Origin of the sequence: Streptomyces sp. 2A115 (assembly GCF_052245575.1) — a bacterium.
Classification (GTDB): domain Bacteria; phylum Actinomycetota; class Actinomycetes; order Streptomycetales; family Streptomycetaceae; genus Streptomyces.
The window spans coordinates 99,405-123,033 of record NZ_JBQQCG010000023.1 but is presented as its reverse complement, the minus strand read 5'-3'; the positions used below and the strand labels follow the sequence as shown (position 1 = coordinate 123,033).

27 protein-coding genes and 4 tRNA genes are annotated in these 23,629 nt (G+C 68.4%); 23 read left to right on the top strand and 8 right to left on the bottom strand.

The window, feature by feature from the left end; all coding sequences use genetic code 11:
* The first annotated feature begins 5 nt into the window (after positions 1–5).
* Entirely contained in the window at positions 6–1,139 is a 1,134-nt protein-coding gene (locus tag ACTWQR_RS21695; protein ID WP_443228766.1) for a barstar family protein, read from the top strand.
* 51 nt (positions 1,140–1,190) lie between these two features.
* A complete protein-coding gene (locus ACTWQR_RS21690; protein WP_443228765.1) occupies positions 1,191–1,334 on the top strand; it encodes a hypothetical protein in 144 nt (47 codons plus the stop codon).
* 35 nt (positions 1,335–1,369) lie between these two features.
* Here ACTWQR_RS21690 and ACTWQR_RS21685 read toward each other — a convergent pair whose 3' ends face one another.
* Positions 1,370–2,659: an APC family permease gene (locus ACTWQR_RS21685; RefSeq protein ID WP_443228764.1), complete on the bottom strand. Its 1,290-nt coding sequence runs from the start codon at positions 2,657–2,659 to the stop codon at positions 1,370–1,372.
* A gap of 176 nt (positions 2,660–2,835) precedes the next feature.
* On the opposite strand from ACTWQR_RS21685, the gene ACTWQR_RS21680 reads away from it, so the two are divergent.
* Complete coding sequence (locus ACTWQR_RS21680) at positions 2,836–3,102, top strand: GlsB/YeaQ/YmgE family stress response membrane protein (RefSeq protein ID WP_443228763.1); 267 nt, start codon at positions 2,836–2,838, stop codon at positions 3,100–3,102.
* A gap of 103 nt (positions 3,103–3,205) precedes the next feature.
* Here ACTWQR_RS21680 and ACTWQR_RS21675 read toward each other — a convergent pair whose 3' ends face one another.
* Positions 3,206–3,694: a YajQ family cyclic di-GMP-binding protein gene (locus ACTWQR_RS21675; RefSeq protein WP_443228762.1), complete on the bottom strand. Its 489-nt coding sequence runs from the start codon at positions 3,692–3,694 to the stop codon at positions 3,206–3,208.
* 201 nt (positions 3,695–3,895) lie between these two features.
* On the opposite strand from ACTWQR_RS21675, the gene ACTWQR_RS21670 reads away from it, so the two are divergent.
* The 3 genes from ACTWQR_RS21670 (at position 3,896) to ACTWQR_RS21660 (ending at position 5,742) form a co-directional block, all read left to right on the top strand.
* Positions 3,896–3,977 (top strand) — tRNA-Tyr (locus ACTWQR_RS21670).
* A gap of 493 nt (positions 3,978–4,470) precedes the next feature.
* Positions 4,471–4,803, top strand: a complete 333-nt coding sequence (locus tag ACTWQR_RS21665) for a DUF6959 family protein (protein ID WP_443228761.1) — start codon at positions 4,471–4,473, stop codon at positions 4,801–4,803.
* A gap of 117 nt (positions 4,804–4,920) precedes the next feature.
* Positions 4,921–5,742, top strand: a complete 822-nt coding sequence (locus ACTWQR_RS21660; protein WP_443228760.1) for a LamG-like jellyroll fold domain-containing protein — start codon at positions 4,921–4,923, stop codon at positions 5,740–5,742.
* A gap of 202 nt (positions 5,743–5,944) precedes the next feature.
* Here the strand turns inward: ACTWQR_RS21660 and ACTWQR_RS21655 are convergent, their stop codons facing one another.
* Positions 5,945–6,631, bottom strand: coding sequence for a hypothetical protein (locus ACTWQR_RS21655; RefSeq protein ID WP_443228759.1), 687 nt, complete (start codon positions 6,629–6,631; stop codon positions 5,945–5,947).
* 231 nt (positions 6,632–6,862) lie between these two features.
* Here ACTWQR_RS21655 and ACTWQR_RS21650 point away from each other — a divergent pair, with 231 nt between their 5' ends.
* Entirely contained in the window at positions 6,863–7,075 is a 213-nt protein-coding gene (locus tag ACTWQR_RS21650) for a hypothetical protein (RefSeq protein WP_443228780.1), read from the top strand.
* Positions 7,076–7,128: 53 nt separating this feature from the next.
* Here the strand turns inward: ACTWQR_RS21650 and ACTWQR_RS21645 are convergent, their stop codons facing one another.
* Positions 7,129–7,509, bottom strand: a complete 381-nt coding sequence (locus tag ACTWQR_RS21645; protein WP_443228758.1) for a nuclear transport factor 2 family protein — start codon at positions 7,507–7,509, stop codon at positions 7,129–7,131.
* Between the two features lie 225 nt (positions 7,510–7,734).
* Positions 7,735–8,391 carry an NAD(P)H-binding protein gene (locus ACTWQR_RS21640; RefSeq protein ID WP_443228757.1) on the bottom strand — a complete coding sequence of 219 codons (657 nt, stop codon included), beginning with the start codon at positions 8,389–8,391 and terminating at the stop codon, positions 7,735–7,737.
* Positions 8,392–8,497: 106 nt separating this feature from the next.
* Here ACTWQR_RS21640 and ACTWQR_RS21635 point away from each other — a divergent pair, with 106 nt between their 5' ends.
* A complete protein-coding gene (locus ACTWQR_RS21635) occupies positions 8,498–9,673 on the top strand; it encodes a hypothetical protein (protein ID WP_443228756.1) in 1,176 nt (391 codons plus the stop codon).
* Positions 9,674–10,052: 379 nt separating this feature from the next.
* Here the strand turns inward: ACTWQR_RS21635 and ACTWQR_RS21630 are convergent, their stop codons facing one another.
* Positions 10,053–11,318 (bottom strand): amidohydrolase family protein, encoded by a 1,266-nt coding sequence (locus ACTWQR_RS21630; RefSeq protein ID WP_443228755.1) that lies wholly within the window; start codon positions 11,316–11,318, stop codon positions 10,053–10,055.
* Between the two features lie 239 nt (positions 11,319–11,557).
* Here ACTWQR_RS21630 and ACTWQR_RS21625 point away from each other — a divergent pair.
* From ACTWQR_RS21625 to ACTWQR_RS21585, 9 genes are all read left to right on the top strand, one after another.
* Positions 11,558–11,630: transfer RNA gene (locus ACTWQR_RS21625), tRNA-Thr, on the top strand.
* Between the two features lie 46 nt (positions 11,631–11,676).
* Positions 11,677–11,749: transfer RNA gene (locus ACTWQR_RS21620), tRNA-Met, on the top strand.
* Positions 11,750–11,836: 87 nt separating this feature from the next.
* Positions 11,837–12,001, top strand: coding sequence for a 50S ribosomal protein L33 (rpmG, locus tag ACTWQR_RS21615; protein WP_003948671.1), 165 nt, complete (start codon positions 11,837–11,839; stop codon positions 11,999–12,001).
* Positions 12,002–12,265: 264 nt separating this feature from the next.
* The gene (locus ACTWQR_RS21610; RefSeq protein ID WP_443228754.1) at positions 12,266–12,718 is read left to right on the top strand and encodes an FAS1-like dehydratase domain-containing protein; all 453 of its coding nucleotides are present in this window, start codon (positions 12,266–12,268) and stop codon (positions 12,716–12,718) included.
* Between the two features lie 2 nt (positions 12,719–12,720).
* Positions 12,721–13,149 (top strand): MaoC family dehydratase, encoded by a 429-nt coding sequence (locus ACTWQR_RS21605; RefSeq protein WP_443228753.1) that lies wholly within the window; start codon positions 12,721–12,723, stop codon positions 13,147–13,149.
* A 151-nt stretch (positions 13,150–13,300) separates the two neighbouring features.
* A complete protein-coding gene (locus ACTWQR_RS21600) occupies positions 13,301–13,870 on the top strand; it encodes a TetR/AcrR family transcriptional regulator (RefSeq protein WP_443228752.1) in 570 nt (189 codons plus the stop codon).
* A gap of 81 nt (positions 13,871–13,951) precedes the next feature.
* Entirely contained in the window at positions 13,952–15,397 is a 1,446-nt protein-coding gene (locus ACTWQR_RS21595) for an MFS transporter (protein WP_443228751.1), read from the top strand.
* A 103-nt stretch (positions 15,398–15,500) separates the two neighbouring features.
* Positions 15,501–15,878 carry a DUF3291 domain-containing protein gene (locus ACTWQR_RS21590; RefSeq protein ID WP_443228750.1) on the top strand — a complete coding sequence of 126 codons (378 nt, stop codon included), beginning with the start codon at positions 15,501–15,503 and terminating at the stop codon, positions 15,876–15,878.
* Between the two features lie 89 nt (positions 15,879–15,967).
* Positions 15,968–17,023 (top strand): UDP-N-acetylmuramate dehydrogenase, encoded by a 1,056-nt coding sequence (locus ACTWQR_RS21585; RefSeq protein ID WP_443228749.1) that lies wholly within the window; start codon positions 15,968–15,970, stop codon positions 17,021–17,023.
* 26 nt (positions 17,024–17,049) lie between these two features.
* Here the strand turns inward: ACTWQR_RS21585 and ACTWQR_RS21580 are convergent, their stop codons facing one another.
* Entirely contained in the window at positions 17,050–18,078 is a 1,029-nt protein-coding gene (locus ACTWQR_RS21580; RefSeq protein ID WP_443228748.1) for an adenosine deaminase, read from the bottom strand.
* 132 nt (positions 18,079–18,210) lie between these two features.
* Positions 18,211–19,437 (bottom strand): pyridoxal phosphate-dependent aminotransferase, encoded by a 1,227-nt coding sequence (locus ACTWQR_RS21575; RefSeq protein WP_443228747.1) that lies wholly within the window; start codon positions 19,435–19,437, stop codon positions 18,211–18,213.
* Between the two features lie 202 nt (positions 19,438–19,639).
* On the opposite strand from ACTWQR_RS21575, the gene ACTWQR_RS21570 reads away from it, so the two are divergent.
* The 6 genes from ACTWQR_RS21570 to ACTWQR_RS21545 all read left to right on the top strand — a co-directional run bounded on the left by ACTWQR_RS21570 (position 19,640) and on the right by ACTWQR_RS21545 (position 23,542).
* Positions 19,640–19,712, top strand: a tRNA-Trp gene (locus ACTWQR_RS21570).
* 110 nt (positions 19,713–19,822) lie between these two features.
* Positions 19,823–20,110, top strand: coding sequence for a preprotein translocase subunit SecE (gene secE / locus ACTWQR_RS21565; RefSeq protein WP_055610500.1), 288 nt, complete (start codon positions 19,823–19,825; stop codon positions 20,108–20,110).
* A 77-nt stretch (positions 20,111–20,187) separates the two neighbouring features.
* Positions 20,188–21,063, top strand: a complete 876-nt coding sequence (nusG, locus tag ACTWQR_RS21560; RefSeq protein ID WP_443228746.1) for a transcription termination/antitermination protein NusG — start codon at positions 20,188–20,190, stop codon at positions 21,061–21,063.
* A 169-nt stretch (positions 21,064–21,232) separates the two neighbouring features.
* The gene (gene rplK / locus ACTWQR_RS21555; protein ID WP_030359033.1) at positions 21,233–21,667 is read left to right on the top strand and encodes a 50S ribosomal protein L11; all 435 of its coding nucleotides are present in this window, start codon (positions 21,233–21,235) and stop codon (positions 21,665–21,667) included.
* Between the two features lie 82 nt (positions 21,668–21,749).
* Positions 21,750–22,475, top strand: a complete 726-nt coding sequence (gene rplA / locus ACTWQR_RS21550; protein WP_443228745.1) for a 50S ribosomal protein L1 — start codon at positions 21,750–21,752, stop codon at positions 22,473–22,475.
* A gap of 167 nt (positions 22,476–22,642) precedes the next feature.
* Complete coding sequence (locus ACTWQR_RS21545; protein ID WP_443228744.1) at positions 22,643–23,542, top strand: hypothetical protein; 900 nt, start codon at positions 22,643–22,645, stop codon at positions 23,540–23,542.
* Positions 23,543–23,629: the final 87 nt, after the last annotated feature.

The window sequence follows — 23,629 nt, the reverse complement described above, 5'->3', positions numbered from 1 at the left end:
AGGGGGTGGGCCAGCCGAAGTACGCCCTGGTCGCGTACGACGCCGATGACGACGAAGTCTGGGCCCTGTGCGCGGACGCCGAGAACCTCTTCGGCGATCCGCCCCCTTCCGCGCGCGGGACGTACGAGCTGATCGGCTGCGTCCCCGAAGGCGAGCTGAACACCGCCCTTGCACGCGCACGTGCCGAGGGCTCCGCGCCCCTCGGCTCCCTCGTTCTGCAGATCCTCGACAAGAAGGGCGAGCGGGTCGAGGAGTGGTCCTTGCAGGATGTACGTGTCCTCGGCGACCGCCCGTGCGCGCGTGACCTCTCGCTGCGCGACGTCACGATCGAGGCGGGCGAGTCCCCGCACAATCCGTTCGACTATCCGCAGTACCCGCCGCTCTCCCCGGGGTACCGGCTCCTCAGCGCGGAGGACGAACCACTGGGCAGCTGCAGGGACTTGGCGTACGTCCAGGAGGGGCAGCCGGACCTCGTCGAACCGTCCGTGCGACTGTTCGGCTGCTCCCCGCGCGGGGCTCTGCGGATGGCATTGGACGCGGGGGAGGAGGACCTGGGCCACGCCAAACTGGTACGCCTCGACGTGACAGGCCGCACCGTCCAGTCTGCCGTCGAGGGCGAGCTCATCGCGTGGATCCCCTCTGCCCGGGGCCGTGGCCTGGTGGACCTCACACTGGAACCCTGGTCCGAGCGGCCGCCGACCGCGGCAGACGAGGTCTGGGAGTTGTGGAGTGAAGGGCGCCCTGCTCTGCTCAACGCTTGGGCCCGGTGCGGCATGGAGGGGCGCCGCTACTGGCTCAGCACGGCGCTGGACAACCACGACGGGCACCAACCGGACGCCGCGCCCGGCGGCACGTACCACCTCGACGGCCGCCACATCACCGATGAGCCCGGCTTCTTCTGCGCGCTCGGCGAGGCGATGAACGGACCCGCAGGCTACTTCGGCAGGGGCCTCGACGCGCTGGCCGACTGCCTCTGCGGCCACTGGGGCGTCCGCCCGCCCTTCACCCTGGTCTGGCACGACGCTGAGATCGCCCGAACCTGCCTCGGTCTCACTCCGCACTCGGACCACCGCCCGTCGACCTTCGAGGAACTCCTCGCGTTCCTCGAGGGCAAGGGCATCGAGGTCCGTCTCGCCTGACAGTTATCCACAGCCCGCCCGAATGTCAGTGCCGCGCTGCATCATGAACGCATGACCGAGATCGAGCAGTTGCTGACGAGCGTCGCCGCCGATGCGCGCAACTCCCGGCCGTGGGACCTGCTCAACCGTCCACTGGCCCTTCGCGCAGCGATACGTCGGCAGGCGCCGAGTGCTCCGCACGCCCATCGTACGTAGAGGACACGCCCACCGGCCTGGCACGCCAGTCCGAGCTATCGCGAGGCCACCCACCTGCGCACGCCATACGCGGCTGCCCCCACCCCGAGCACACCCGCGCCCACAACCACCGACAACCCCGGCAAGGCGAAAGCCAGCGTTACGCAGCCGACCGTCCCCACCACTGGCGCCACGCGCGACACAACGGTCGAACTCAGAGTCCAGGCCGAGGCATTGGCGATCGCGTAGTACACGAGTACCCCGAAGGAGGAGAAGCCGATAGCACCCCGCACATCCACCGTCGCGGCCAGCACGGCGACCACTGCTCCGACGGCCAGCTCCGCCCGATGAGGCACCTGGAAGCGCGGATGCACGGCGGCCAGCGCGCCCGGGAGATGCCGGTCGCGGGCCATGGCCAGCGTCGTCCGCGACACCCCCAGGATCAGCGCGAGAAGAGAGCCGAGCGCTGCTACGGCGGCGCCCACCCGTACGACCGGAACAAGCCCTGGCGCCCCCGCGGCGCGCACGGAGTCGGCCAGTGGCGCCGTCGCCTGCCCGAGTCCACCCGACCCCAGCACGGAGAGGACAGCTACTGCCACAGCCGCGTACACCACCAGCGTGATGCCCAGCGCCAGCGGGATCGCGCGTGGAATGGTACGCACCGGGTCCCGTACCTCCTCGCCGAGCGTCGCGATCCGCGCATACCCGGCGAAGGCGAAGAACAGCAGGCCGGCCGCCTGAAGCACTCCGCCCGCGCCCCCGGAGACCCCGACGTCGAGTCTCTCGGCCTCGGCGGTCCCGGAGGTGAGGCACACGACCACCACGGAAGCGAGGACCGCGAGGACCACCGCCACGATCGCCCGCGTCAGCCACGCCGACTTCTGCACACCGCCGTAGTTCACCGCGGTCAGCGCCACCACGGCCCCGACGGCCACCGCGTGCGCCTGCCCAGGCCAGACGTACGCGCCCACGGTGAGCGCCATCGCCGCACACGAGGAGGTCTTGCCGACGACGAACGACCAGCCCGCCAGATACCCCCAGAACTCCCCTAGGCGCTCCCGCCCGTACACGTATGTCCCGCCCGAGGCGGGATAGCGGGCGGCAAGGCGCGCTGACGCTGTCGCGTTGCAGTAGGCGACGATGGCGGCGATGCCCAGGCCGAGGAGAAGCCCGGACCCGGCGGCCCGCGCTGCGGGCCCCAGAGCGGCGAAGATCCCCGCACCGAGCATCGAGCCGAGGCCGATGACCACAGCGTCCCCGACGCCGAGTGTCCGCCGCAGCTCCGCTTGGTGTTGCGGTGAACCCGGCTGGGGCGAACCAGGCTGGCTGGAATCGGACTGTGTCATGAGCCGCACCCTACTGATCAGTGCAACCGACCACCGTCGCGTCGGCGTCCTCCCCAGCAACAACGAACGAACACAAGCATGACCAGCACCACGATCAGCAGCACGAGTGGCATGAACACAGCCTGGCGGGAGCAAGATCACAGCACAGGCACAGCACGGAGAGGCAGGTTCACGGTATGGGCATCATCAGCTGGATCATCCTGGGGCTGTTGGCCGGAGCCATCGCCAAGTTCCTGCTGCCGGGCCGTGACCCGGGCGGCTTCATCGGCACGACCGCCATCGGCATCGCGGGCGCGTTCATCGGCGGCTGGATATCCGCCCGCTGGCTGGACCACCCGGTCACCAAGGACTTCTACGACAGTGCAACCTGGGCCGCCGCGATCGGCGGCTCGCTCGCCCTGCTGATCGCGTACCGCATCCTGTTCGGCAACTCGCGCAACTGAGCGCGTACCCCTGAGACCGCAGCCAGCAGGCGAGAAGGGTGGGCACCTCCGGTGCCCACCCTTCCTCGTACGCGCAGCTCTCGTACGCGCAACGAGTGCGATGTCACCGGTAGTTGACGAACTGCACGGCGAAGTCGAAGTCCTGGCCCTTCAGCAGCGCCTGCACGGCTTGCAGGTCGTCACGGCTCTTCGAGCTGACCCGCAGCTCGTCGCCCTGCACCTGCGCCTTCACGCCCTTCGGGCCCTCATCACGAATGATCTTCGCCACCTTCTTCGCGTTCTCCTGGGAGATGCCCTCCTCGATCGAGGCGAAGATCTTGTACTCCTTGCCGGAGAGCTGCGGCTCACCCGCGTCCAGCGACTTCAGCGAGATGCCCCGCTTGATCAGCTTGGACTGGAAGACGTCGAGGATCGCCTTGACCCGCTCCTCGGAGTTCGCCTCCATCAGGATCTTCTCGCCGGACCAGGAGATGGAGGCGCCCACGTTCTTGAAGTCGTAGCGCTGCGAGATCTCCTTGGCGGCCTGGTTGAGGGCGTTGTCGACCTCCTGCCGCTCGACCTTCGAGACAATGTCGAAACTGGAGTCGGCCATGTCCTGTGGCTCCTTGTATCGGGTGCGTAGGGGCGGCCGTCGAGCCCGGCATCGGTCCCTGGCCGCATCCGCATAAGCCTAGCCACACGCTCCCCAACGAGCGCTGATCAATCGGGTGGCGAAGCACCCCCGGGCATCGGGTATCGTTTACGTCGTTGCCACGGAGCACCGCCGAAAAGCGGTTCGAATGGCAGCTACCCCGGCGGTGTGCCCGAGCGGCCAAAGGGAGCAGACTGTAAATCTGCCGGCTCAGCCTTCCCAGGTTCGAATCCTGGCGCCGCCACATGAAGGTGAACCCCCTCTGTTCTGCGACAACGCAGGTTGGAGGGGGTTTCTTCGTGTTTGGGGACGATCTTTCGGGTGGAATCGAAAGCGGGTGACTTGTCTCACGCTGTGACGTGTGGATCTCGGGGCTGATCAGGGTTTCCGGGCCATACGCGGGCCATGCGTGGGGTAAACGTGGACGGCCCGCTCCCTGCATCTGGCAGGCAGCCGGTACAGGCGCGGCCGCCTGGCCTTTGCGCCCGCCGTGAGCCATGGGCTACTCGAAGGTGGTCGCAGCTCGCAGAGCTCGTGCGAAGAAGCTCCAGTCACCGCTGGCAGGCAGGTCGCGGCCGACGTTGTTGTACCAGCCGTCCGCGTTCTCCCGTGAGTGGCCCTTCTCGCTGTGGCTTCGGTGGAGGACGCGGACGAAGGTGGCAAGGCCTTCTCTGCACCATGCATGACTGCCCAAGGGTCGCCTGGGGGGCGTCGTTGATGTCAGGTTGGAGGCCCCGATGGAGCGCGTTGAGGTAGGGCTCTTCGCTGACGGCAAGAACGACGCTGTGGTTCGCCTGCCCGGTCGCCTCTTCCCGGAGCGGTGTCGGCGCCCTGGTGGGCGATCGGCTGGTCCCCGTGCTTCCCCGTGCTTCCCCGCAGGATCTGACACAGGTCTGACACGGAACTCTTCGTCCCGATTCGTCCCGAACTCTCGGCTGGAATGGCTATTGAGGTTCAGCGAACTGGTCAATCAGCCCTTGACGGCTCTTGGCGGTTGGCTGGGGCTGTGGTGGTTACTGTCTCCGCTGCTGTATCGCACGGCTCAGCGCGGTGGCTCTGTCTGGTCGTAATCGGTTGCCTTGAAGGTGGGCCGATACGTGATCTGCGCAGTCGAAACTCCTTGCGCTTGAAGGACCGAGGCTGCAAGATCACTCAAGCATTTTGACCGGATTCTTTAAAGGGGGGTCATGCACGACAGATATCGCGCCGCGTTTGTGGGGTTAGGCGCCGTCGCGCTCTTGTTCACATTCGGTGCGCTCCCTGGCGCCGCCTACGCAGTCGGCCAGGGACACGGAGCCCGGGTCGGAGAGACGTCGCTGAGTCGGGAGGGCTACTGGCCATTGGAGGAGGCGCCCGGCGGAATCGCTCCCAATGTGGAGCCTGAGGGCCTGCCGCTGACTTTGAACGGCGATGCGTGGATCTACCACAACGAGGACATCTTCGGAGATCCCGCACTGGTTGATCAGGGAGATCTCAGGCTCGACGGCGACGGTGACTGGGCGGCGACATCCGTGGCACCGGTCGGCGGAGACGGGAGCTTCACTCTCGCCGCTCGGGCTCGCCTGGCCGCAGTCGACAACAGGACGCAGACCGTCCTGTCACTCCCGGGCTCCGACGCCGACCGCATCGTGATCCGGTACCAGGCGGCAAGCGGGAAGTGGGAAGTCGTGGTGTCCGCCAAGGACAAGGCGAATGCCCAGCAGGTGGTCATCACCGAGGAGCAAGCTCTGCCCAATGATGACCCCTACGGCATGGGCGACCACTTGGCCGTCGTCTTCGACGCCCCTGCTGATGAGCTTCGTTTTTATGTGAACGGGCAGCTGGCCAACACGTCCACTGCCGTGGACACGACCTCGTGGACGGCCTCGGGCGGTCTTCAAGTGGGCCGCTCGGCGATCCGCGGTGAGTACTTCCAAGGCACCGTGGATGAGGTGCGCGCCTATTCCGGCGTTGCGAACCCGACGATGATCAGTCAGATGGCCGCCCTGACGGGAGTTCCCGACCTCTGAGTGCCAGGCGGGTCGGCCACATCCGTAGCTCGTGAAGCCCGCCCAGCATTCCCGAGCCCCTGCCCGCAGTACATCCGCGTGCAGAGGCTCGGGAATGCGTGTTTCCTCCTGCCCTGGGTCCTGTCGGGATCTTGGTGAGCCGGGTTATCTCCTGGGACCAAGACCCGAGCCAGCTGAGGATCTGCCGTACGTGGCCCCCGTTTCACTGCAGCGCACTGCAAATCTGCCGACTCAGCTTTCCCAGGTTCGAATCCTGGGCGCCGTCAGGCTGAGAGAGACCCCCTCCGCTCGGCGAGAACGCAGAGCGGAGGGGGTCGCCCGCCCGGACGTACCCGTCCACGACTCCCTGGAAGCCACGGTCCACGCAGCGGCCACGCTCCTGGCGACTGCACCATCCGCTCGCGTGCGGTCTCGGGTCGATCGAAGGCGTAGGCGGCGCGACGTGGGTTGAGGACGACCGCCGGGGAGCCGAGCGCGTCCAGGCGCAGTACGGCGCTGCGCTGCCAGTCGGGGCAGTTGGTGATTCCGCGCCCAGGAAGATCGACGCTGCCTCGCCGGTGTAGGCGGTCGGCGCCTCGACGTAGCGGTGCGTGCGGGGCGGCAGGGGCGGCCCGTCAGCGCCGGCGATCGCGGCCACCAGCTCACGTACCAGCGCCTGCGTCTGAGGGGCGCCCGATGCGTGGGCGGAGAGCAGTGGGGCCAGACGCCACGACGCCGGAGCGGGATGCGGCATCTGTCCGATGGACTCGGAGCTCGGGACACTGGGGAGACCGTCGTCGATGCCCGAGGCCAGGATCCGAGCGTGGTGCTTCTCGGCCGCTTCGGGCCTCCACCGGCCTCGTACGTAGTCCGCGGTGAGTTCGTCGGCCCTGCGCTCCAGTGGGGTCACGGCTGACAGCGTACGAAGGAGGCGACGGGCGCGCAGAAGTGAAGTGAATGGGGGCGGGGGAGGAGAGGCGGGCCACGAGAGGCCCGAGGCTCGGCCATGACCGCGCACCGTTAACAGCCCCGGACCGCGAGCCGAACCCCGGACTCTTGGCACGCCCCCAGACGTCCCGGGCCGCGGCCACCTCCCCCTCCCCGCCAAACGTTTTCTTCGTACGCTGAGCCCATGTCGCCCATGTCCTCACGCCGTAGGAACTGCCCCGAGTGCCGTCGCCGGATTGCCGTCGTGGCCGGGCGGTTCGCCCGGCACGATCCGCCGGGGGCTCGGGAGAGCGGGGAGCTGGTTTCGTGTCCCGGGTCGCGCAGGCAGGCGGAAATCGGTGCGGCCCAGCCGGCGGTGGACGGGTATGTCGTCGCGGAGTTCCCTGGCCAGCTCCCGCTCTTCTGACAGGACTGAGGGCTGACAGGGGTGAGGGCGGACGGGGCCGACAGGGCGGCGATTCAGAGCTGTCGTACGTCCATGCGGCTCACCAAACCGTCCGGCCCGAAGCGGTACACGTGCTCGACCGGGTCCTCCGCCCAGTGCTCGCCCGCCTCGTCCCGTAGCCCCGGCCGCACTGTGGCGACCACGTGCCGACCGTCCTCGTCGAGGCGCAGCCCCTCCAGCCGTACGAGGGGGTGCATGGTCTCGAACTGCGCTGCCCAGTAGGCGCGTACCGCCTCGTGGCCGTGCAGCCGGACACCGTCGGCGACGTTCGGCCAGTCGACGTCGGGGGCCAGGCAACGCGGGATGAACGCGTCGCGTTCGTCGGTGCTGAAGACGTCGTACATCTTCCGCAACAGGGCCTCCTGCGCGGCGGGAACCTCGGCGGGCACGGGCACGGCAACTCCTCTGCTCGTCGGACGGGCCCAGCCAACCACCGGCCCACGCCCGCGTCCGCCTCTTGCGTCGACAGCGAACATCCGACAGCGAACATCCGAGGGCCAGCATCGGGCCAGGATCCGAGGGCCGACATCCGACGGCGGCGCACACCGCGACGCGCATCTCGCCGTCCCAAAGTTCCCCCCAAGGAGCCCCCAAAGCCGCTGCTCAGAAACGCCGCCCCTTCAGTTCCCCGCCACCGACTTGACCGCCACGGAAACCGGCGTCGACCCGCTGATCAGCTCCAGCGTCAGCCCGGTCGTCGCCGGAGTGTCCACGAGCTCCGCGAGGACCGCCGCGACGTCGTCGCGCGGGATGGGCCCGCGCCCCGTAGCGGCCTCCAGGCGTACGAGACCGGTGCCGGCGTCGTCCGTGAGCATCCCGGGACGCAGGATCGTCCAGTCCAGGCCGGCGTGAGCGCGTACGTACGCGTCGGCCTCGCCCTTGGCGCGCAGATACCTGTCGAAAACGTCGTCCCCGGGATGCTCCGGATCCGCGCCCATCGACGACACCACCACGTGCCGCCGCACCCCGGTCCGGGCCGCGGCGTCCGCGAAGAGCACGGCGGCGCCCCGGTCCACGGTGTCCTTGCGGGCAGCCCCGCTGCCCGGGCCCGCGCCCGCCGCGAAGACGGCGGCGTCCGCGCCCTCCAGATGCGCGGCGACCTCCTCCACCGAAGCCGACTCCAGATCGCACAGGACCGGCTCGGCGCCGGCCGCCCGCAGATCGTCGCCCTGTTCGGCACGGCGGATGATCCCCGCTACCTCGTCACCGCGCGCGGTGAGCAGCCGCTCCAGCCGCAGCGCGATCTGACCATGACCTCCAGCGATGACAATGCGCATGTTTCCGACCGTACGCCCGGATGGACCCACTCGCCGCACAACCCTGTGGATAACTCATGGGTCTCATGAACGATCACCGCGTACGAAGGGGACGCCGCGCGGCGTCATGAAGGAGACCGTCATCACTGCCACAAGCAAGAGCACTGCCAGACGCAAGAGCACGGCCGCACGCAAGAACACGGCTGCACGCGGGAGCGATGCCGCAGGTAAGAGCTCTGCCGCACGCAGGAGTCCTGCCATACGTAAGACCCTCACCGCGGTCGGCTGCTCCGCCGTCCTGTTCGCCGGCGCGGCCGCCTGCGGCACAGTCGAGAACCTCACCGCCGGGCAGAAGGTCGACCACGCCGTAGAGGGACTCGGCGAAAAGAAGTCACTCGCCTTCGAGTTGGGGCTCGAAGCCAAGCCCTCCGCGCTCACGAAGCTGGCCGGAGAAGCGGAGCCCGGCGAAGAGATTCCACCGGAGCTCGCGAAGTTCCTCACCGGGGTACGGATCAAGGTGTCCGTCGAGTCGAGGAAGCCGCTCGCCGACTCGGGCGAGAAGGACCTCGTCGGTACTGGCGTGACGATCTCGGGGCCAGACGGAGTCCTGGCCGAAGTTCGGGTCGTCGGCGACTACATGTACTACCGCGCCGACATGGACGCGCTCGGCGAGGTCATGGGCTTCCCGTTCCCCACGGCCGACGAACTCCCCGAGAGTGAGCGCGAGTTCAAGGAGGTCCTCGAGGGCAAGTGGGTCAAGGCCGACACCAGCGAACTTGAGCGGGCGGTCAAGGACAGATCGGGCTCCGCCGATTCCGGGGGGTCCAACAAGTCAGACGAACCAGACGAGATCGACACCAAGACCCAACAGAAGATCCTCAAGGCAGTACGCGGCGTCGTCGCGCGCGAGGTCACCTTCAGCAACAAGGGAGGCAGCGACGGCGTCGAACGGATCGTCGCCAAGGCCTCGTTCCGCGACCTGCTCACCGGTGTCCTCGACAAGCTCGGGCCGCTGGTCGACGACCTCCCGGCAGGCACCGAACTGCCCACCGACGAGGACCTGAAGGACGTCCCGGACAAGAAGATCGCCGTCAACTTCTCACTGAAGAACGGCGACTTGACCCGTGTCTCCATGGACCTCGCCGTCCTCGCGGATGACCCGCAGGGCGCAAAGCTCCCGCTGGTACTCAAGTTTGGCGAGGCGGGCGATGTCAGCGCACCGTCCGGCGCCACCGAGATCCCCGCAGGCGGGATCGGGGGTCCGGGCAGCCCGTTCACCGGCGGCATGCTGGGCGGCTTCTGAGGGCCCGTCGGGTACCCGACAGCCAAGGTTCCCGGCGGGAGCTCGGCAGCCACGGATCCGGTCCGGCGCCCGACGGCCACTGACAGCAGCCGACCAGAGCAGACAGCAGTCGACCAGGGCAGACAAGAGCCGAACAGAGCAGACAAGAGCCGAACAGAGAAGACAAGAGCACCGGTACGCGCGCGTGGACCCCAATCAACCCTCCACGCGCGCGTGCCGCTCAACACCCCAGCACCTGGGGCCCCAGCACCCGGCACCCCAACACCCGGGGCGCCCGCCCAACAACCCCCTGCGCATGGCGTTCACATCCCCAGCGCGCGGGATCGCAAAGCACACCGGCCCCTGGGATCGCGAAGCACACCGGCTTCAGCCGACGGCCTCACGGCGACTCGCCCGTCCGCCCCTGCCGAGGCAGACCCAACGCCACGGCGGCAGCCGAGCCGCAGTACTCCCGCACCGCACTCGTCCGCGCCACCACCCGCCCCCGGTGCACGACGATCCGGCTGTACGCCAGCGACAACGCCCCATCGAGCCGGTCCCCGCGCACCGCGAGCAACTCAGCCGGGAACCCGGCCTCCACGCGCACCTCGGGCAGCCCCAGCGCCGCCCGCGCCGTCGAACTCACCGCGTCGTACGCGTCCCCGGCCCGCAGTCCGTGCCGCGAGGCCAGCAGATACGCCGCCTCCATCGGATCCCCGCGCCCCACGGGGTTCGACACGTCCCGGAGGGCACCGCTCCCGGCCGCGACCCGTACCCCGGCCGCCCGCAGCAGCCGTACCGGAGCCGTCCCGCGCCGGTCCACGCCCGAGCAGCCGCCCTGGGGCAGGCAGACCACGGTCACCCCTGCCGCGGCCAGCTGATCCGCCGCCCGCGACGCCACCTCGGAGGGCAGCCGCCCGAGACCGCCGCACGGGCCGAGCGTGACTCCGGGGCGCAGCCCGCCCGCCATAGCCGCGAGCCGCGCGAGCCGCGCCGGATCGTCACCGTCCGTGTGCAGATCGACGGGGCAGCCGTGCTCCGACGCGACCTCCAGGACCGCCTCCACGTAACCCGTCGGATCGGGGTCCAAATCTGGACAACCGCCCACTACGGAGGCGCCCATTTTCACCGCGTCCCGCAGTATCGCCAGCCCGTCGGCCCCGGCGAGCCCGGTCAGCACCCGCGGCACGGCCACCGCCGTCAACTCGGCGAGCCCTCGTAGCGCGCGCCGAGCCTGAAGCACCGCCGACATTGAACCCAGCCCCTGCACATCACCCACGCGCACATGCGAACGTACGGCGGTGGCCCCATGCCCTAGCTGGAGCAGCGCGGCCTCGGTCGCACGTCGCTGGACCTCCTGCTCGTCGTGGGAGACCGGCCCGTCGCCTTCTGCCGACAGGGCCGTGTCGCCGTGGGCGTGCGGTTCCGCCGGGGCCGCCAGGAGCAGATAGCCGGCGAGATCCACGCGCGCTGTGTGCGCGGTGAGGCTGCCGGCCGTGCCGACCGCCTCGATACGCCCACCGCCCAGCCGTACGTCCACGGTCCGGCCGTCGGTGAGCCGCGCACCGCAGAGCAGCAGGTCGGAGCCGTCGCTCCGGCCTGACGAACCCGACGGGCCCGACGAGGAAGAAGAGGAGTGGGGCGGCTGCGGCTGACTGTCGGGCATCGCGCTCCTGGGGCTCGGCGGCGGCTGCGAAGGAGGGGACACAAGATCACGCAGCGTGAGTCGAGCCTAGGGCGGCGATCGGTGCGCATCGAGGAGGAGCGGAATAGTCGTACCGGTGTGGTCCGTCGTGCGGAAGAGGCGCGTGAAACTCCCCGCGAACGCCTGGGAACGGGGCGGGGCAGGTGCCGCGAAACGGATTTGGGCGATCGGTGGGCGAGCGTGTAATGTCTTCATCGCTCGCCCCAATAGCTCAGTCGGTAGAGCGTCTCCATGGTAAGGAGAAGGTCTACGGTTCGATTCCGTATTGGGGCTCTGGTGTGAGAGGTTTCCGCCGCGAGGCGGGAACCGATCGCATCACAGCGGTGTAGCTCAGTCGGTAGAGCAAGCGGCTCATAATCGCTGTGTCACCGGTTCAAGTCCGGTCACCGCTACTGACAGTAGCCGATTGCGGGGTCGGTCCTTCGATCGGCTACTCTTCTGTGCGTTAATGTCCTATCCGTTCGTCAAGGAGCACTCCTGTGGCTGCCACCGACGTCCGCCCGAAGATCACGCTGGCCTGCGTGGAGTGCAAGGAGCGGAACTACATCACCAAGAAGAACCGGCGTAACAACCCGGACCGACTGGAGATGAAGAAGCACTGCCCGCGTTGCAACGCGCACACCGCGCACCGCGAAACGCGATAAATCAGGCTCGTACACGAGGCCGTCCCCTGCAGATGGGGGGCGGCCTCGCGTCGTTGTCCAGCGGCGACAAGCCGTCCAGCCTCGACGAGCAGTCCAGCGACGACCATCCGCCCGCGACGACCAAACGTCCCGCGATGGCGGCGCGTCCAGCGACGACAACCTGTCCGCTGACGACAATGAGACCGGCGACGACAGTCAGCCCAACGGGTCAGAGCCAAACCAGTCCAGCCAGTCCAGCGGAGACAACCAGGAGGTGCCGAGCCCATGGCGCTCGACCAGTCCTTCGTGGGGCGGTCCTACCCGCCCACCGACCCGTACGAGGTCGGCCGGGAGAAGATCCGCGAGTTCGCGGAGGCGGTGGGTGACGCCAATCCCGCGTACACGGACCCGGAGGCCGCGAAGGCCCTCGGCCACGCCGATGTGATCGCCCCGCCGACCTTCGTGTTCTCGATCACCTTCAAGGCCGCGAGGCAGGTCGTCCAGGACCCCCGACTGGGTCTCGACTACAGCCGCGTGGTGCACGGCGACCAGAAGTTCGCCTACAAGCGCCCGGTGCGCGCCGGTGACCGGCTCACCGTCACCTCCACCATCGACGCGATCAAGTCGATGGCGGGCAACGACATCCTGGACGTCCGCGGTGAGGTCCACGACGAGGCGGGCGAGCACGTGGTGACCGCCTGGACCAAGCTCGTGGCCCGCGCGGCCGAGGAAGGCTGACAATGACCGCGAAGATCGCATACGACGATGTCGAGGTCGGCACCGAACTGCCTGCCCAGGCCTTCGGCGTGACCCGCGCCGTCCTCGTCCAGTACGCGGGTGCCTCCGGGGACTTCAACCCGATCCACTGGAACGAGAGGTTCGCCAAGGAGGTCGGCCTCCCGGATGTCATCGCGCACGGCATGTTCACGATGGCCGAAGCGATCCGGGTCGTCACCGACTGGACCGGCGACCCGGCCGCGGTTATCGAGTACGGCGTCCGTTTCACCAAACCCGTCGTCGTCCCGAACGACGACAAGGGCGCCACGATCGAGGTCAGCGGCAAGGTCGCGGCCAAGCTCGACGACAACACCGTCCGCGTCGACCTCACCGCGACGAGCGCGGGGCAGAAGGTGCTGGGCATGTCCCGGGCGGTTGTACGGCTGGCCTGACGGCAGCGGTAAGCGCAGTGCAGCGCGTAAGGGGCGCCCGCCATTGGGGGCGCCCCTTACGCATACCCGCCCCGTGATCCGCCGCCGGCCCTCACTCCTCCCGGAGTCACGCCCCTTGACGTAGTTAGTGATTGAGTACTAACTTACTCGCATGGTCAGGATGAGCGCAGAAGAGAGGCGTGAGAGCGTCATCCGCGCGGCGGTGAGCGAGTTCTCCCGGGGTGGCTACTACGGCACCTCCACCGAGGCGATCGCCAAGCGCGTGGGTGTCTCGCAGCCGTACCTCTTCCGACTTTTCCCGGGCAAGAAGGCGATCTTCCTCGCGGCGGCCGAGCGGTGCATGGAGCAGACCATGCGCATCTTCGCGGATGCCGCCGAAGGACTGGAGGGTGAGGCGGCCCTGCACTCCATGGCGGACGCCTACACCAAGGTCATCGCCGAGGAGCCTGAACTGCTGCTGATGCAGATGCAGATGTACGTCGCGGTGGCGGCCGCCGAACAGGCCGGAGAGCCCGAGCTCGGCGAGGCGGTACGGGCCGGCTGGATGCGCCTGTGGGAGACCGTTCACCTGCCGCTCGGTGCCGACGTGAACGACACCACGACCTTCATGGCCTACGGGATGCTCGTCAACTGCCTGGTGGCCATGGGATTTCCGCCCGAGCACCGGGTGTGGGAGGGGCTTTACCCCTCGGCTCGGACCAAGGGTCGGCTGGAGCACTGAAGCAAGGAAGGCGGAGTTCGGCGCCTTCTCACGTCCATGGAAGTTAGTTATCAGTTACTAACTAGATGCTCTGGGGGAGCGATGTCACAGCAGACAGAAGGTCGCGGGGGAACCGTCTGGGCCCTCGTCATCACCAGTGTCGCCGGATTCATGGCGGCCCTCGACAACCTCGTCGTCACCACCGCCCTGCCCTCGATCCGCGAGGACCTCGGGGGAGGGCTCGACGACCTGGAATGGACCGTGAGCGCGTACACGCTCACCTTCGCCGTGCTCCTGATGTTCGGCGCGGCCCTGGGTGACCGGTTCGGCCGCCGTCGGCTCTTCCTCGTCGGCATCACCGTCTTCACCGGAGCGTCCGCCGCCGCGGCCATGGCCCCCGGCATCGACTCGCTGATCGCCGCCCGCGCGGTCCAGGGCGTCGGCGCGGCCATCATGATGCCGCTGACGCTGACCCTGCTCACGGCCGCCGTTCCGGCCGCCAAACGCGGGATGGCGTACGGGATCTGGGGCGCCGTGAACGGTCTCGCCGTCGCCTCCGGGCCGCTCATCGGCGGCAGCCTCACCGAACACATCTCCTGGCAGTGGATCTTCTGGCTGAACGTCCCGCTGGGCCTGGCCCTGCTGCCGCTCGCCCGGCTGCGCCTCTCGGAGTCGTACGGCACCGGTGCCCCGCTCGACGTCCGTGGCACCCTGCTCGCCAGTGGCGGCCTCTTCGGGATCGTGTACGGCCTGGTCCGCGCGCCTGTCGTCGGCTGGACCGACGGGCTGATCCTCCTGAGCCTGTTCGCGGGCGCGGCTCTGCTCGTCGGCTTCGTACTACACGGCATCCACGCCAAGAACCCGATGCTGCCGATGCGGCTCTTCCGCAACCGGGCTTTCGCCGGCATCAACGCGGCCAGCCTGCTGATGTTCCTCGGGATGTTCGGCTCGATCTTCCTGCTCAGCCAGTACATGCAGGGCGTGCTCGGCTACTCGCCCACCGAGGCGGGGCTGCGAATGCTGCCCTGGACCGGCATGCCGATGATCGTCGCGCCCGTCGCCGGCTATCTGTCCGACCGGATCGGCGGCCGCCCGGTCGTCGCGGTGGGCCTGTTCCTGCAGGCTGTCGGGCTGGGCTGGTTCGCGTCCGTGATCGCGGCCGACACTTCGTACGCCGCGCAGCTGCCCGCCTTCGTCATCAGCGGTATCGGGATGTCCCTCTTCTTCGCCCCTGCCTCCAGCCTGGCCATGTCCAGCGTCCGGGTTAAGGAGCAGGGGATCGCGTCCGGCACCAACAACGCACTGCGCGAGGTCGGGGGCGCGCTCGGTATCGCGGTGATGGCCTCGATCTTCTCCGCCCAGGGCGGCTACGAGACCCCGCAGACCTTTGTGGACGGGATCCAGCCGGCGCTGTGGGTGGGCGCCTCCGCGGTGGCCGTGGCGGGGATCGCGGCGCTGTTCATCCCGGGGCGTCGCCGTACGGCCGGGCCGGGGGAAGAGAGCGCGGGAACGGCGCCCGCTCCGGTGCTGGAGACGGCCTCGCACTGAGTACGGAAATCAAATGCTCCTCCGGTAGAGGTCAGAGAAGCGCCATCGCTTGGGTCCGGAAATCGAACTCCGATCGGAAATCAGACCCCGAAAGGAACCCGACATGCCCACCGCCCCTTGGACCGTGCCCAACACCCCGCCCCGCCACGCCGAGGTCCACGTCTTCGCCTCGCGCTTCGAGACCCGCACCCTGTGGGGAGCGCTGAAGTTCTTCGTCAAGACGCCCAGCGTCTGGCGGCAGGTGAACGAGGCGCCCGGGGCGTACGGGGCCACGATGAGGGCGGCGCTGCTGCGGCGGACCTTCTGGACCCTGTCCGCCTGGGAGTCACCCGCGGCGCTCAAGGCCTTCGCCCGCTCCGGCACGCACGCACCGACCGCCCGGGGCCTGGCCCCCCTGATGCGGGACGCGAAATTCGCCACCTGGACGGTGACCGCGGAGGACCTCCCGCTCGACTGGTCGGAGGCGCTCCGGCGCCTGTGACCGAGCCGCGCCGAGAGGCACCTGCGGCCGAGCCCCGCCGAGAACGGCCCCGCCCAGACCGGCGGGGCCGTTCTCGTACTCTTGTGCACGTGCAGGAACTCCATGACGCCCCGCTCGCCCCGCTGACCACCTTCCGGCTCGGCGGTCCCGCCGCGCGGCTTATCACCGCGACGACCGACGCCGAGGTGATCTCCGCCGTCCGCGAGGCCGACGACTCCGGTACGCCGCTGCTGCTGATCGGAGGTGGATCCAACCTGGTCATCGGCGACAAGGGCTTCGCGGGCACCGCCCTGCGCATCGCCACGCGCGGCTTCGACCTCGACGGTACGAAGCTGGAGCTGGCCGCCGGCGAGGTGTGGACGGACGCGGTCGCCCGCACCGTCGAGGCCGGCCTCGCGGGCATCGAGTGCCTCGCCGGAATCCCCGGCTCCGCGGGCGCGACGCCGATCCAGAACGTGGGCGCGTACGGCCAAGAGGTGTCGTCGACGATCACCGAAGTGATCGCGTACGACCGGAAGACCCGCGAAACGGTCACCGTTCCGAACGCCGAGTGCGTCTTCTCGTACCGCCACAGCCGATTCAAGGCCGACCCCGAGCGCTTCGTCGTGCTGCGTGTCCGCTTCGAGCTGGAGGATGCGGAGGGGCTGTCCGCGCCGCTCAAGTACGCCGAGACGGCTCGCGCCCTCGGTGTCGGGCCAGGCGACCGCGTGCCCCTCGAAGCCGCCCGGGAGACCGTCCTCAAGCTTCGCTCGGGCAAGGGCATGGTGCTCGACCCGGAGGACCACGACACGTGGTCGGCGGGATCGTTCTTCACCAACCCGATCCTCACCGACGAGGAGTTCGCCGCGTTCCACGCGCGCGTGGCGGCACGGTTGGGCGCCGACGTGACCCCGCCCGCGTACCCGGCGGGCGACGGCCACACCAAGACCTCCGCGGCCTGGCTGATCGACAGGTCGGGCTTCACCAAGGGCTACGGCACCGGCCCCGCCCGCATCTCGACCAAGCACACCCTGGCCCTCACCAACCGGGGCCAGGCCACCACGGAGGACCTGCTGACGCTCGCCCGCGAGGTCGTCGCCGGGGTCCACGCCGCCTTCGGGATCACGCTCGTCAACGAGCCGGTGACGGTGGGCGTCAGCCTCTAGGAGACCGGCAGTCCTCAGGCAGGCCTCTAGAGAGCCGAGTCGGTCAGCCAGTCGTCGATCCCGGAGAGCAGCTTCCGCCTGACGTCCTCCGGCGCCGCCGAACCCCGTACCGACTGTCGTGCCAGCTCGGCCAGTTCCGCGTCCGTGAAGGCGTGATGGCGGCGTGCGCTCTCGTACTGGGCGGCCAGCCGCGAGCCGAAGAGCAGGGGGTCGTCCGCACCGAGCGCCAGGGGGACCCCGGCCTCGAAAAGTGTGCGCAAGGGGACGTCCTCCGGTTTTTCGTACACCCCTAGGGCGACGTTCGACGCCGGGCACACCTCACAGGTGATGCCCCGGTCCGCGAGGCGCTTCATGAGGCGCGGGTCCTCGGCGGCCCGCACTCCATGTCCGATCCGCGTGGCATGCAGGTCATCCAGGCAGTCACGCACCGACGCCGGGCCCGTCAGCTCGCCACCGTGCGGCGCCGCCAGCAGCCCGCCCTCGCGCGCGATCGCGAAGGCCCGGTCGAAGTCCCGCGCCATGCCCCGTCGTTCGTCGTTGGAGAGCCCGAAGCCGACGATGCCCCGATCCGCGTACCGCACCGCCAGGCGGGCCAGTGTGCGGGCGTCCAGCGGGTGCTTCATGCGGTTCGCCGCCACCAGAACCCGCATCCCGAGCCCCGTCTCCCGCACGGCCGAGTCCACCGCGTCCAGAATGACCTCCAGGGCCGGGATCAGACCGCCCAGCCGAGGCGCGTACGAGGTCGGGTCGACCTGGATCTCCAGCCACCCGGAGCCGTCCCTGATGTCCTCCTCGGCGGCCTCGCGCACCAGCCGCTGAATGTCCTCGGGCTCTCTGAGACACGACCGCGCCGCGTCGTACAGCCGCTGGAAGCGGAACCAGCCCCGCTCGTCGGTGGCCCGCAGCTTCGGCGGTTCCCCGCTCGTCAGCGCGTCGGGAAGGTGGATCCCGTGCTTGTCGGCCAGTTCAAGAAGGGTGGCGATCCGCATCGACCCGGTGAAGTGCAGGTGCAGATGGGCTTTGGGCAGTTCAGAGACATCACGTACGCGCTCCATTCCAGGATCCTGCCGTACGCCCCTGCCATACCGGTAGCGCTTTCCCCGATCGTGGTCTTGCTCGCACAAACGGATGGTGGACCACCCCGTACCGATATGGAGTGGCCCACCAGGGGTGGTGCTGGGGAGACCTCAGTCCCGCGCCTCCGCCAACAGCTTCTGAATCCGGCTCACACCCTCCACGAGATCCTCGTCACCCAGGGCGTACGACAGACGCAGGTACCCGGGCGTGCCGAACGCCTCACCCGGGACGACCGCGACCTCGGCCTCCTCCAGGATCAGCGCGGCCAGCTCGACCGTGCTCTGCGGGCGCTTGCCGCGGATCTCCTTGCCGACGAGGGCCTTGACGGAGGGATACGCGTAGAAGGCGCCCTCGGGCTCGGGACAGACCACGCCGTCGATCTCGTTGAGCATCCGGACGACGGTCTTGCGGCGGCGGTCGAAGGCCTCGCGCATCTTGGCGACGGCGTCCAGGTCGCCGGAGACGGCGGCGAGTGCGGCGATCTGGGCCACGTTCGACACGTTGGACGTGGCGTGCGACTGCAGGTTCGTCGCGGCCTTGACGACGTCCTTCGGACCGATGATCCAGCCCACACGCCAACCGGTCATCGCATAGGTCTTGGCCACACCGTTGACGACGATGCACTTGTCGCGCAGCTCGGGCAGCAGCGCCGGCAGCGACACGGAGACCGCGTCGCCGTAGACCAGGTGCTCGTAGATCTCGTCGGTCATCACCCACAGGCCGTGCTCGACGGCCCAGCGGCCGATGGCCTCGGTCTCGGCCTCGGTGTAGACCGCGCCCGTCGGGTTGGACGGCGACACGAAGAGGACGACCTTCGTCTTCTCCGTACGCGCAGCCTCCAGCTGCTCGACCGAGGCCCGGTAACCGGTGGTCTCGTCGGCGACCACCTCGACCGGGACACCTCCGGCGAGACGGATCGACTCCGGGTACGTCGTCCAGTACGGAGCCGGGACGATCACCTCGTCGCCCGGATCCAGGATCGCGGCGAAGGCCTCGTAGATGGCCTGCTTGCCGCCGTTGGTCACCAGGATCTGCGAGACGTCGGGCTCGTAGCCGGAGTCGCGCAGCGTCTTCGCGGCGATCGCGGACTTCAGCTCGGGCAGCCCGCCGGCCGGTGTGTAGCGGTGGTACTTCGGGTTCTTGCAGGCCTCAATGGCGGCCTCGACGATGTAGTCCGGGGTCGGAAAGTCGGGCTCGCCGGCGCCGAAGCCGATCACCGGACGCCCGGCGGCCTTGAGAGCCTTGGCCTTGGCGTCCACGGCGAGGGTGGCGGACTCGGAGATCGCGCCGACTCGGGCGGAGACCCGGCGCTCGGTGGGAGGGATTGCAGCGCTCATGGGCCCATCGTTCCAGACACGAAACGTCCCCGGCACACGGGTTTCACAGACTGAACCGCCGCAGGCAAGGCCCTTACGGACGCTTTCTGTTCGACGACCGGCCGCCGACCACGTACACTCTCACCTCGTTGGCCTTCACCGGTCGCGCTCACCCTGTGCACACCGAGCACTCGGGCGGATGCGGTACGTTGAGGGGAAACAAAGGGTCGTAGCTCAATTGGTAGAGCACTGGTCTCCAAAACCAGCGGTTGGGGGTTCAAGTCCCTCCGGCCCTGCTACACACACCTTTCGCCAGGCTGTGTGCGCATGTACGTACTGCAATTGCACCGCCGTGCGGCTCATACCGGGCGCGGCACGGCCACGACCCGGAATCAGGTGAGGACGAGTGACGGACGCCGTGGGCTCCATCGACATGCCTGATGCCCAGGATGAGGCGCCGGAGTCCCAGAAGAAGGGCCGCAAGGGCGGCAAGCGTGCCAAGAAGGGCCCGCTGAAGCGCCTTGCACTCTTCTACCGCCAGATCGTCGCGGAGCTCCGCAAGGTTGTCTGGCCGACCCGTAATCAGCTGACGACGTACACCACCGTGGTGATTGTCTTCGTCGTCATCATGATCGGTCTGGTGACTGTGATTGACTTTGGACTCGACAAGGCCGCCAAGTACGTCTTTGGCTGAGCCAAGCGCGAAGGGCGCCGTACCCGGCGCCCCTATTCGCGTGTTCCACCCACATGATCCAGGAAGAAGCAGCCACCGTGTCTGACCCGAACCTGAACGACGCCAGCGAGTCGGTCGAGTCCGTTGAGGACGAGCTCGACATCGTTGAGGGCGCGGACACCGAGGAGCCGGACGAGGTCGAGGCTGCCGACGCCGAGGCCGGCGAGGCTGCCGAGGACGCCGCTGTTCACGTCGAGGACGAGTCCGACGAGGACGTCGAGAGCGCCGAGGAGTCCGAGGAGTCCGAGGACGAGGCCACCGCCGAGGAGGCCGAGCCCGAGGAGGAGTCCGAGCCGGTCGACCCCGTCACCGCCCTCCGCGAAGAGCTCCGCACGCTGCCCGGCGAGTGGTACGTCATCCACACGTACGCCGGTTACGAGAACCGCGTGAAGACCAACCTCGAGCAGCGTGCCGTCTCGCTGAACGTCGAGGACTTCATCTTCCAGGCCGAGGTGCCGCAGGAAGAGGTCGCGCAGATCAAGAACGGCGAGCGCAAGACCGTCCGGCAGAACAAGCTCCCCGGCTACGTGCTGGTGCGCATGGACCTGACGAACGAGTCCTGGGGTGTCGTCCGCAACACCCCAGGCGTCACCGGCTTCGTGGGCAACGCCTACGACCCGTACCCGCTGACCCTGGACGAGATCGTCAAGATGCTCGCCCCGGAGGCCGAGGAGAAGGCCGCCCGTGAGGCCGCCGAGGCCGAGGGCAAGCCGGCTCCGTCCCGCAAGCTCGAGGTCCAGGTGCTGGACTTCGAGGTCGGCGACTCGGTCACCGTCACCGACGGCCCGTTCGCGACGCTGCAGGCGACCATCAACGAGATCAACGCCGACTCGAAGAAGGTCAAGGGCCTCGTCGAGATCTTCGGCCGCGAGACCCCGGTCGAGCTCAGCTTCGACCAGATCCAGAAGAACTAGCTTCTTCTGGAACAGATGCCTCCGACCAGGTCAGACAGGCCCTTCGTGGCCCGTCTGACCTGCTCGGTTTTTGGCCGCGCATAGATACCCGTTATCGTTGTGCGGTATGCCTCCATCCGGATGATCCGGAACGGAGGCTGGAAACTCTCACTAGGACCCGGAGAGAGCAATGCCTCCCAAGAAGAAGAAGGTCACGGGGCTCATCAAGCTCCAGATCCAGGCCGGCGCGGCCAACCCGGCTCCGCCGGTCGGCCCGGCGCTGGGCCAGCACGGCGTCAACATCATGGAGTTCTGCAAGGCCTACAACGCGGCGACCGAGTCGCAGCGCGGTTGGGTCATCCCGGTGGAGATCACGGTCTACGAGGACCGTTCCTTCACCTTCATCACCAAGACCCCGCCGGCCGCGAAGATGATCCTCAAGGCCGCGGGTGTGGAGAAGGGCTCCGGCGAGCCGCACAAGACCAAGGTTGCCAAGATCACCCAGGCGCAGGTCCGTGAGATCGCCACCACGAAGATGCCCGACCTGAACGCCAACGACCTGGACGCCGCGTCGAAGATCATCGCCGGCACCGCCCGCTCCATGGGCATCACGGTCGAGGGCTGACCGCCACCCCCGCAGACAGAAGAACCGTGGAAGGGCCTGCTCGGCCCGTACCACGACTCCTCAGAAAACATCAGGAGCAGTAGTGAGCAAGCGCAGCAAGTCTCTCCGCGCTGCGGACGCCAAGATCGACCGGGAGAAGCAGTACGCCCCGCTCGAGGCCGTCCGTCTCGCCAAGGAGACCTCCACGAGCAAGTTCGACGGCACCGTCGAGGTCGCCTTCCGTCTGGGTGTCGACCCGCGCAAGGCCGACCAGATGGTCCGTGGCACCGTGAACCTCCCGCACGGCACCGGTAAGACCGCCCGGGTCCTGGTCTTCGCGACCGGTGACCGTGCCGAGGCCGCGACCGCCGCGGGCGCCGACATCGTCGGCTCCGACGAGCTCATCGACGAGGTGGCGAAGGGCCGTCTGGACTTCGACGCCGTCGTCGCCACCCCGGACCTCATGGGCAAGGTCGGCCGCCTGGGCCGTGTCCTCGGCCCGCGTGGTCTGATGCCGAACCCGAAGACCGGCACCGTGACCCCGGACGTGGCCAAGGCCGTGACCGAGATCAAGGGCGGCAAGATCGAGTTCCGCGTCGACAAGCACTCGAACCTGCACTTCATCATCGGCAAGACGTCCTTCGAGGACACCAAGCTGGTGGAGAACTACGGCGCCGCGCTGGACGAGATCCTTCGTCTGAAGCCGTCGGCCGCCAAGGGGCGCTACATCAAGAAGGCCACGATCAGCACCACGATCGGCCCCGGCATTCAGCTTGACTCGAACCGCACCCGCAACCTCCTCGTCGAGGAGGACCCGGCCGCCGTCTGAGCCTGACGCTCACCCGGCAGCCGCGTCGCGCACGCGATTTCAGGACGGGCCCCGCACCTTTCGAGGTGCGGGGCCCGTCCCTTTTTGCCGGATGCCCGGTTCGGATCCTTGTGTCAGTGGCCTGCGCTAGCGTTCAAATCACGGGAACGGCATAGGGGTGGGGACTAATGAAGAGCACAACCGTGCGTCGCGCGGCCCTCTCGGTGGCGCTGGCGGCCGCTCTGACCGGGATGGCGGCCTGCAGCGGCTCGGACTCCGGCGAGGGCGCCGACGACGGGGACAAGGCGGCCCACGAGGGCGCGGCCGACGTCAGCTCCGTAGCGGCCCTGCGCTCTGTTGACAGGTCCATCGACAAAGCCGACTCCGCCTATATCGAGTCCGAGACGACGCTGGGCACCATGCTGTCCGTGAAGGCTCAGGGCCCCATCAGCTGGGCCGACGGCTACACGGGCACGCAGATGACCCAGTACACCGGCGGCACCATGGCCGACACGATGCGTCAGCTGGGCAGCACGTCGGTCGAGGGCCGCTATCTGCCCGATGCCTACTACGTGAAGATGGGCGACCAGTTCGCCGAGCAGTCGGGCGGCAAGCACTGGATCAAGTACGCGTACGACGACGTGGCGGATCTCGCCGGCGCGTCGGGCGCGTACTTGAAGGACCAGATGCGGAACACCACGCCGAACCAGTCGGTGAAGCTCCTGCTGGCCTCCGGCGACGTGAAGAAGGTCGGCGAGGAGAAGGTGCGCGGCGAGAACACCACGCACTACTCGGGCACGGTCGACGTCGCGGACCTCGCCGACCGGAACTCGGACCTCACCGAGGACCAACTGGCCGGTCTGAAGCATCAGTTGGAGCAGGCCGGCGTCACCACCGAGACCGTCGACATCTGGGTCGACGACCAGGACCTGCTGGTCAAGAAGGTCGAGAAGGGCGAGCTGGCGACCGGCTCGATGTCCTCGACGGCGTACTACAGCGACTACGGCGTAGAGGTCTCCGCCAAGGAGCCACCGGCGAGTGACACGGCCGACTTCAAAGACCTGATACGGACTCAGCCGGCGACCTGAGGCCGGGCGGCGGGCGCGGAAAACCGGCCGACGATTCGGTCGGGCTGGGATAGGTTCGCGCTCTGCTCATTGATTCGGTCATACGTT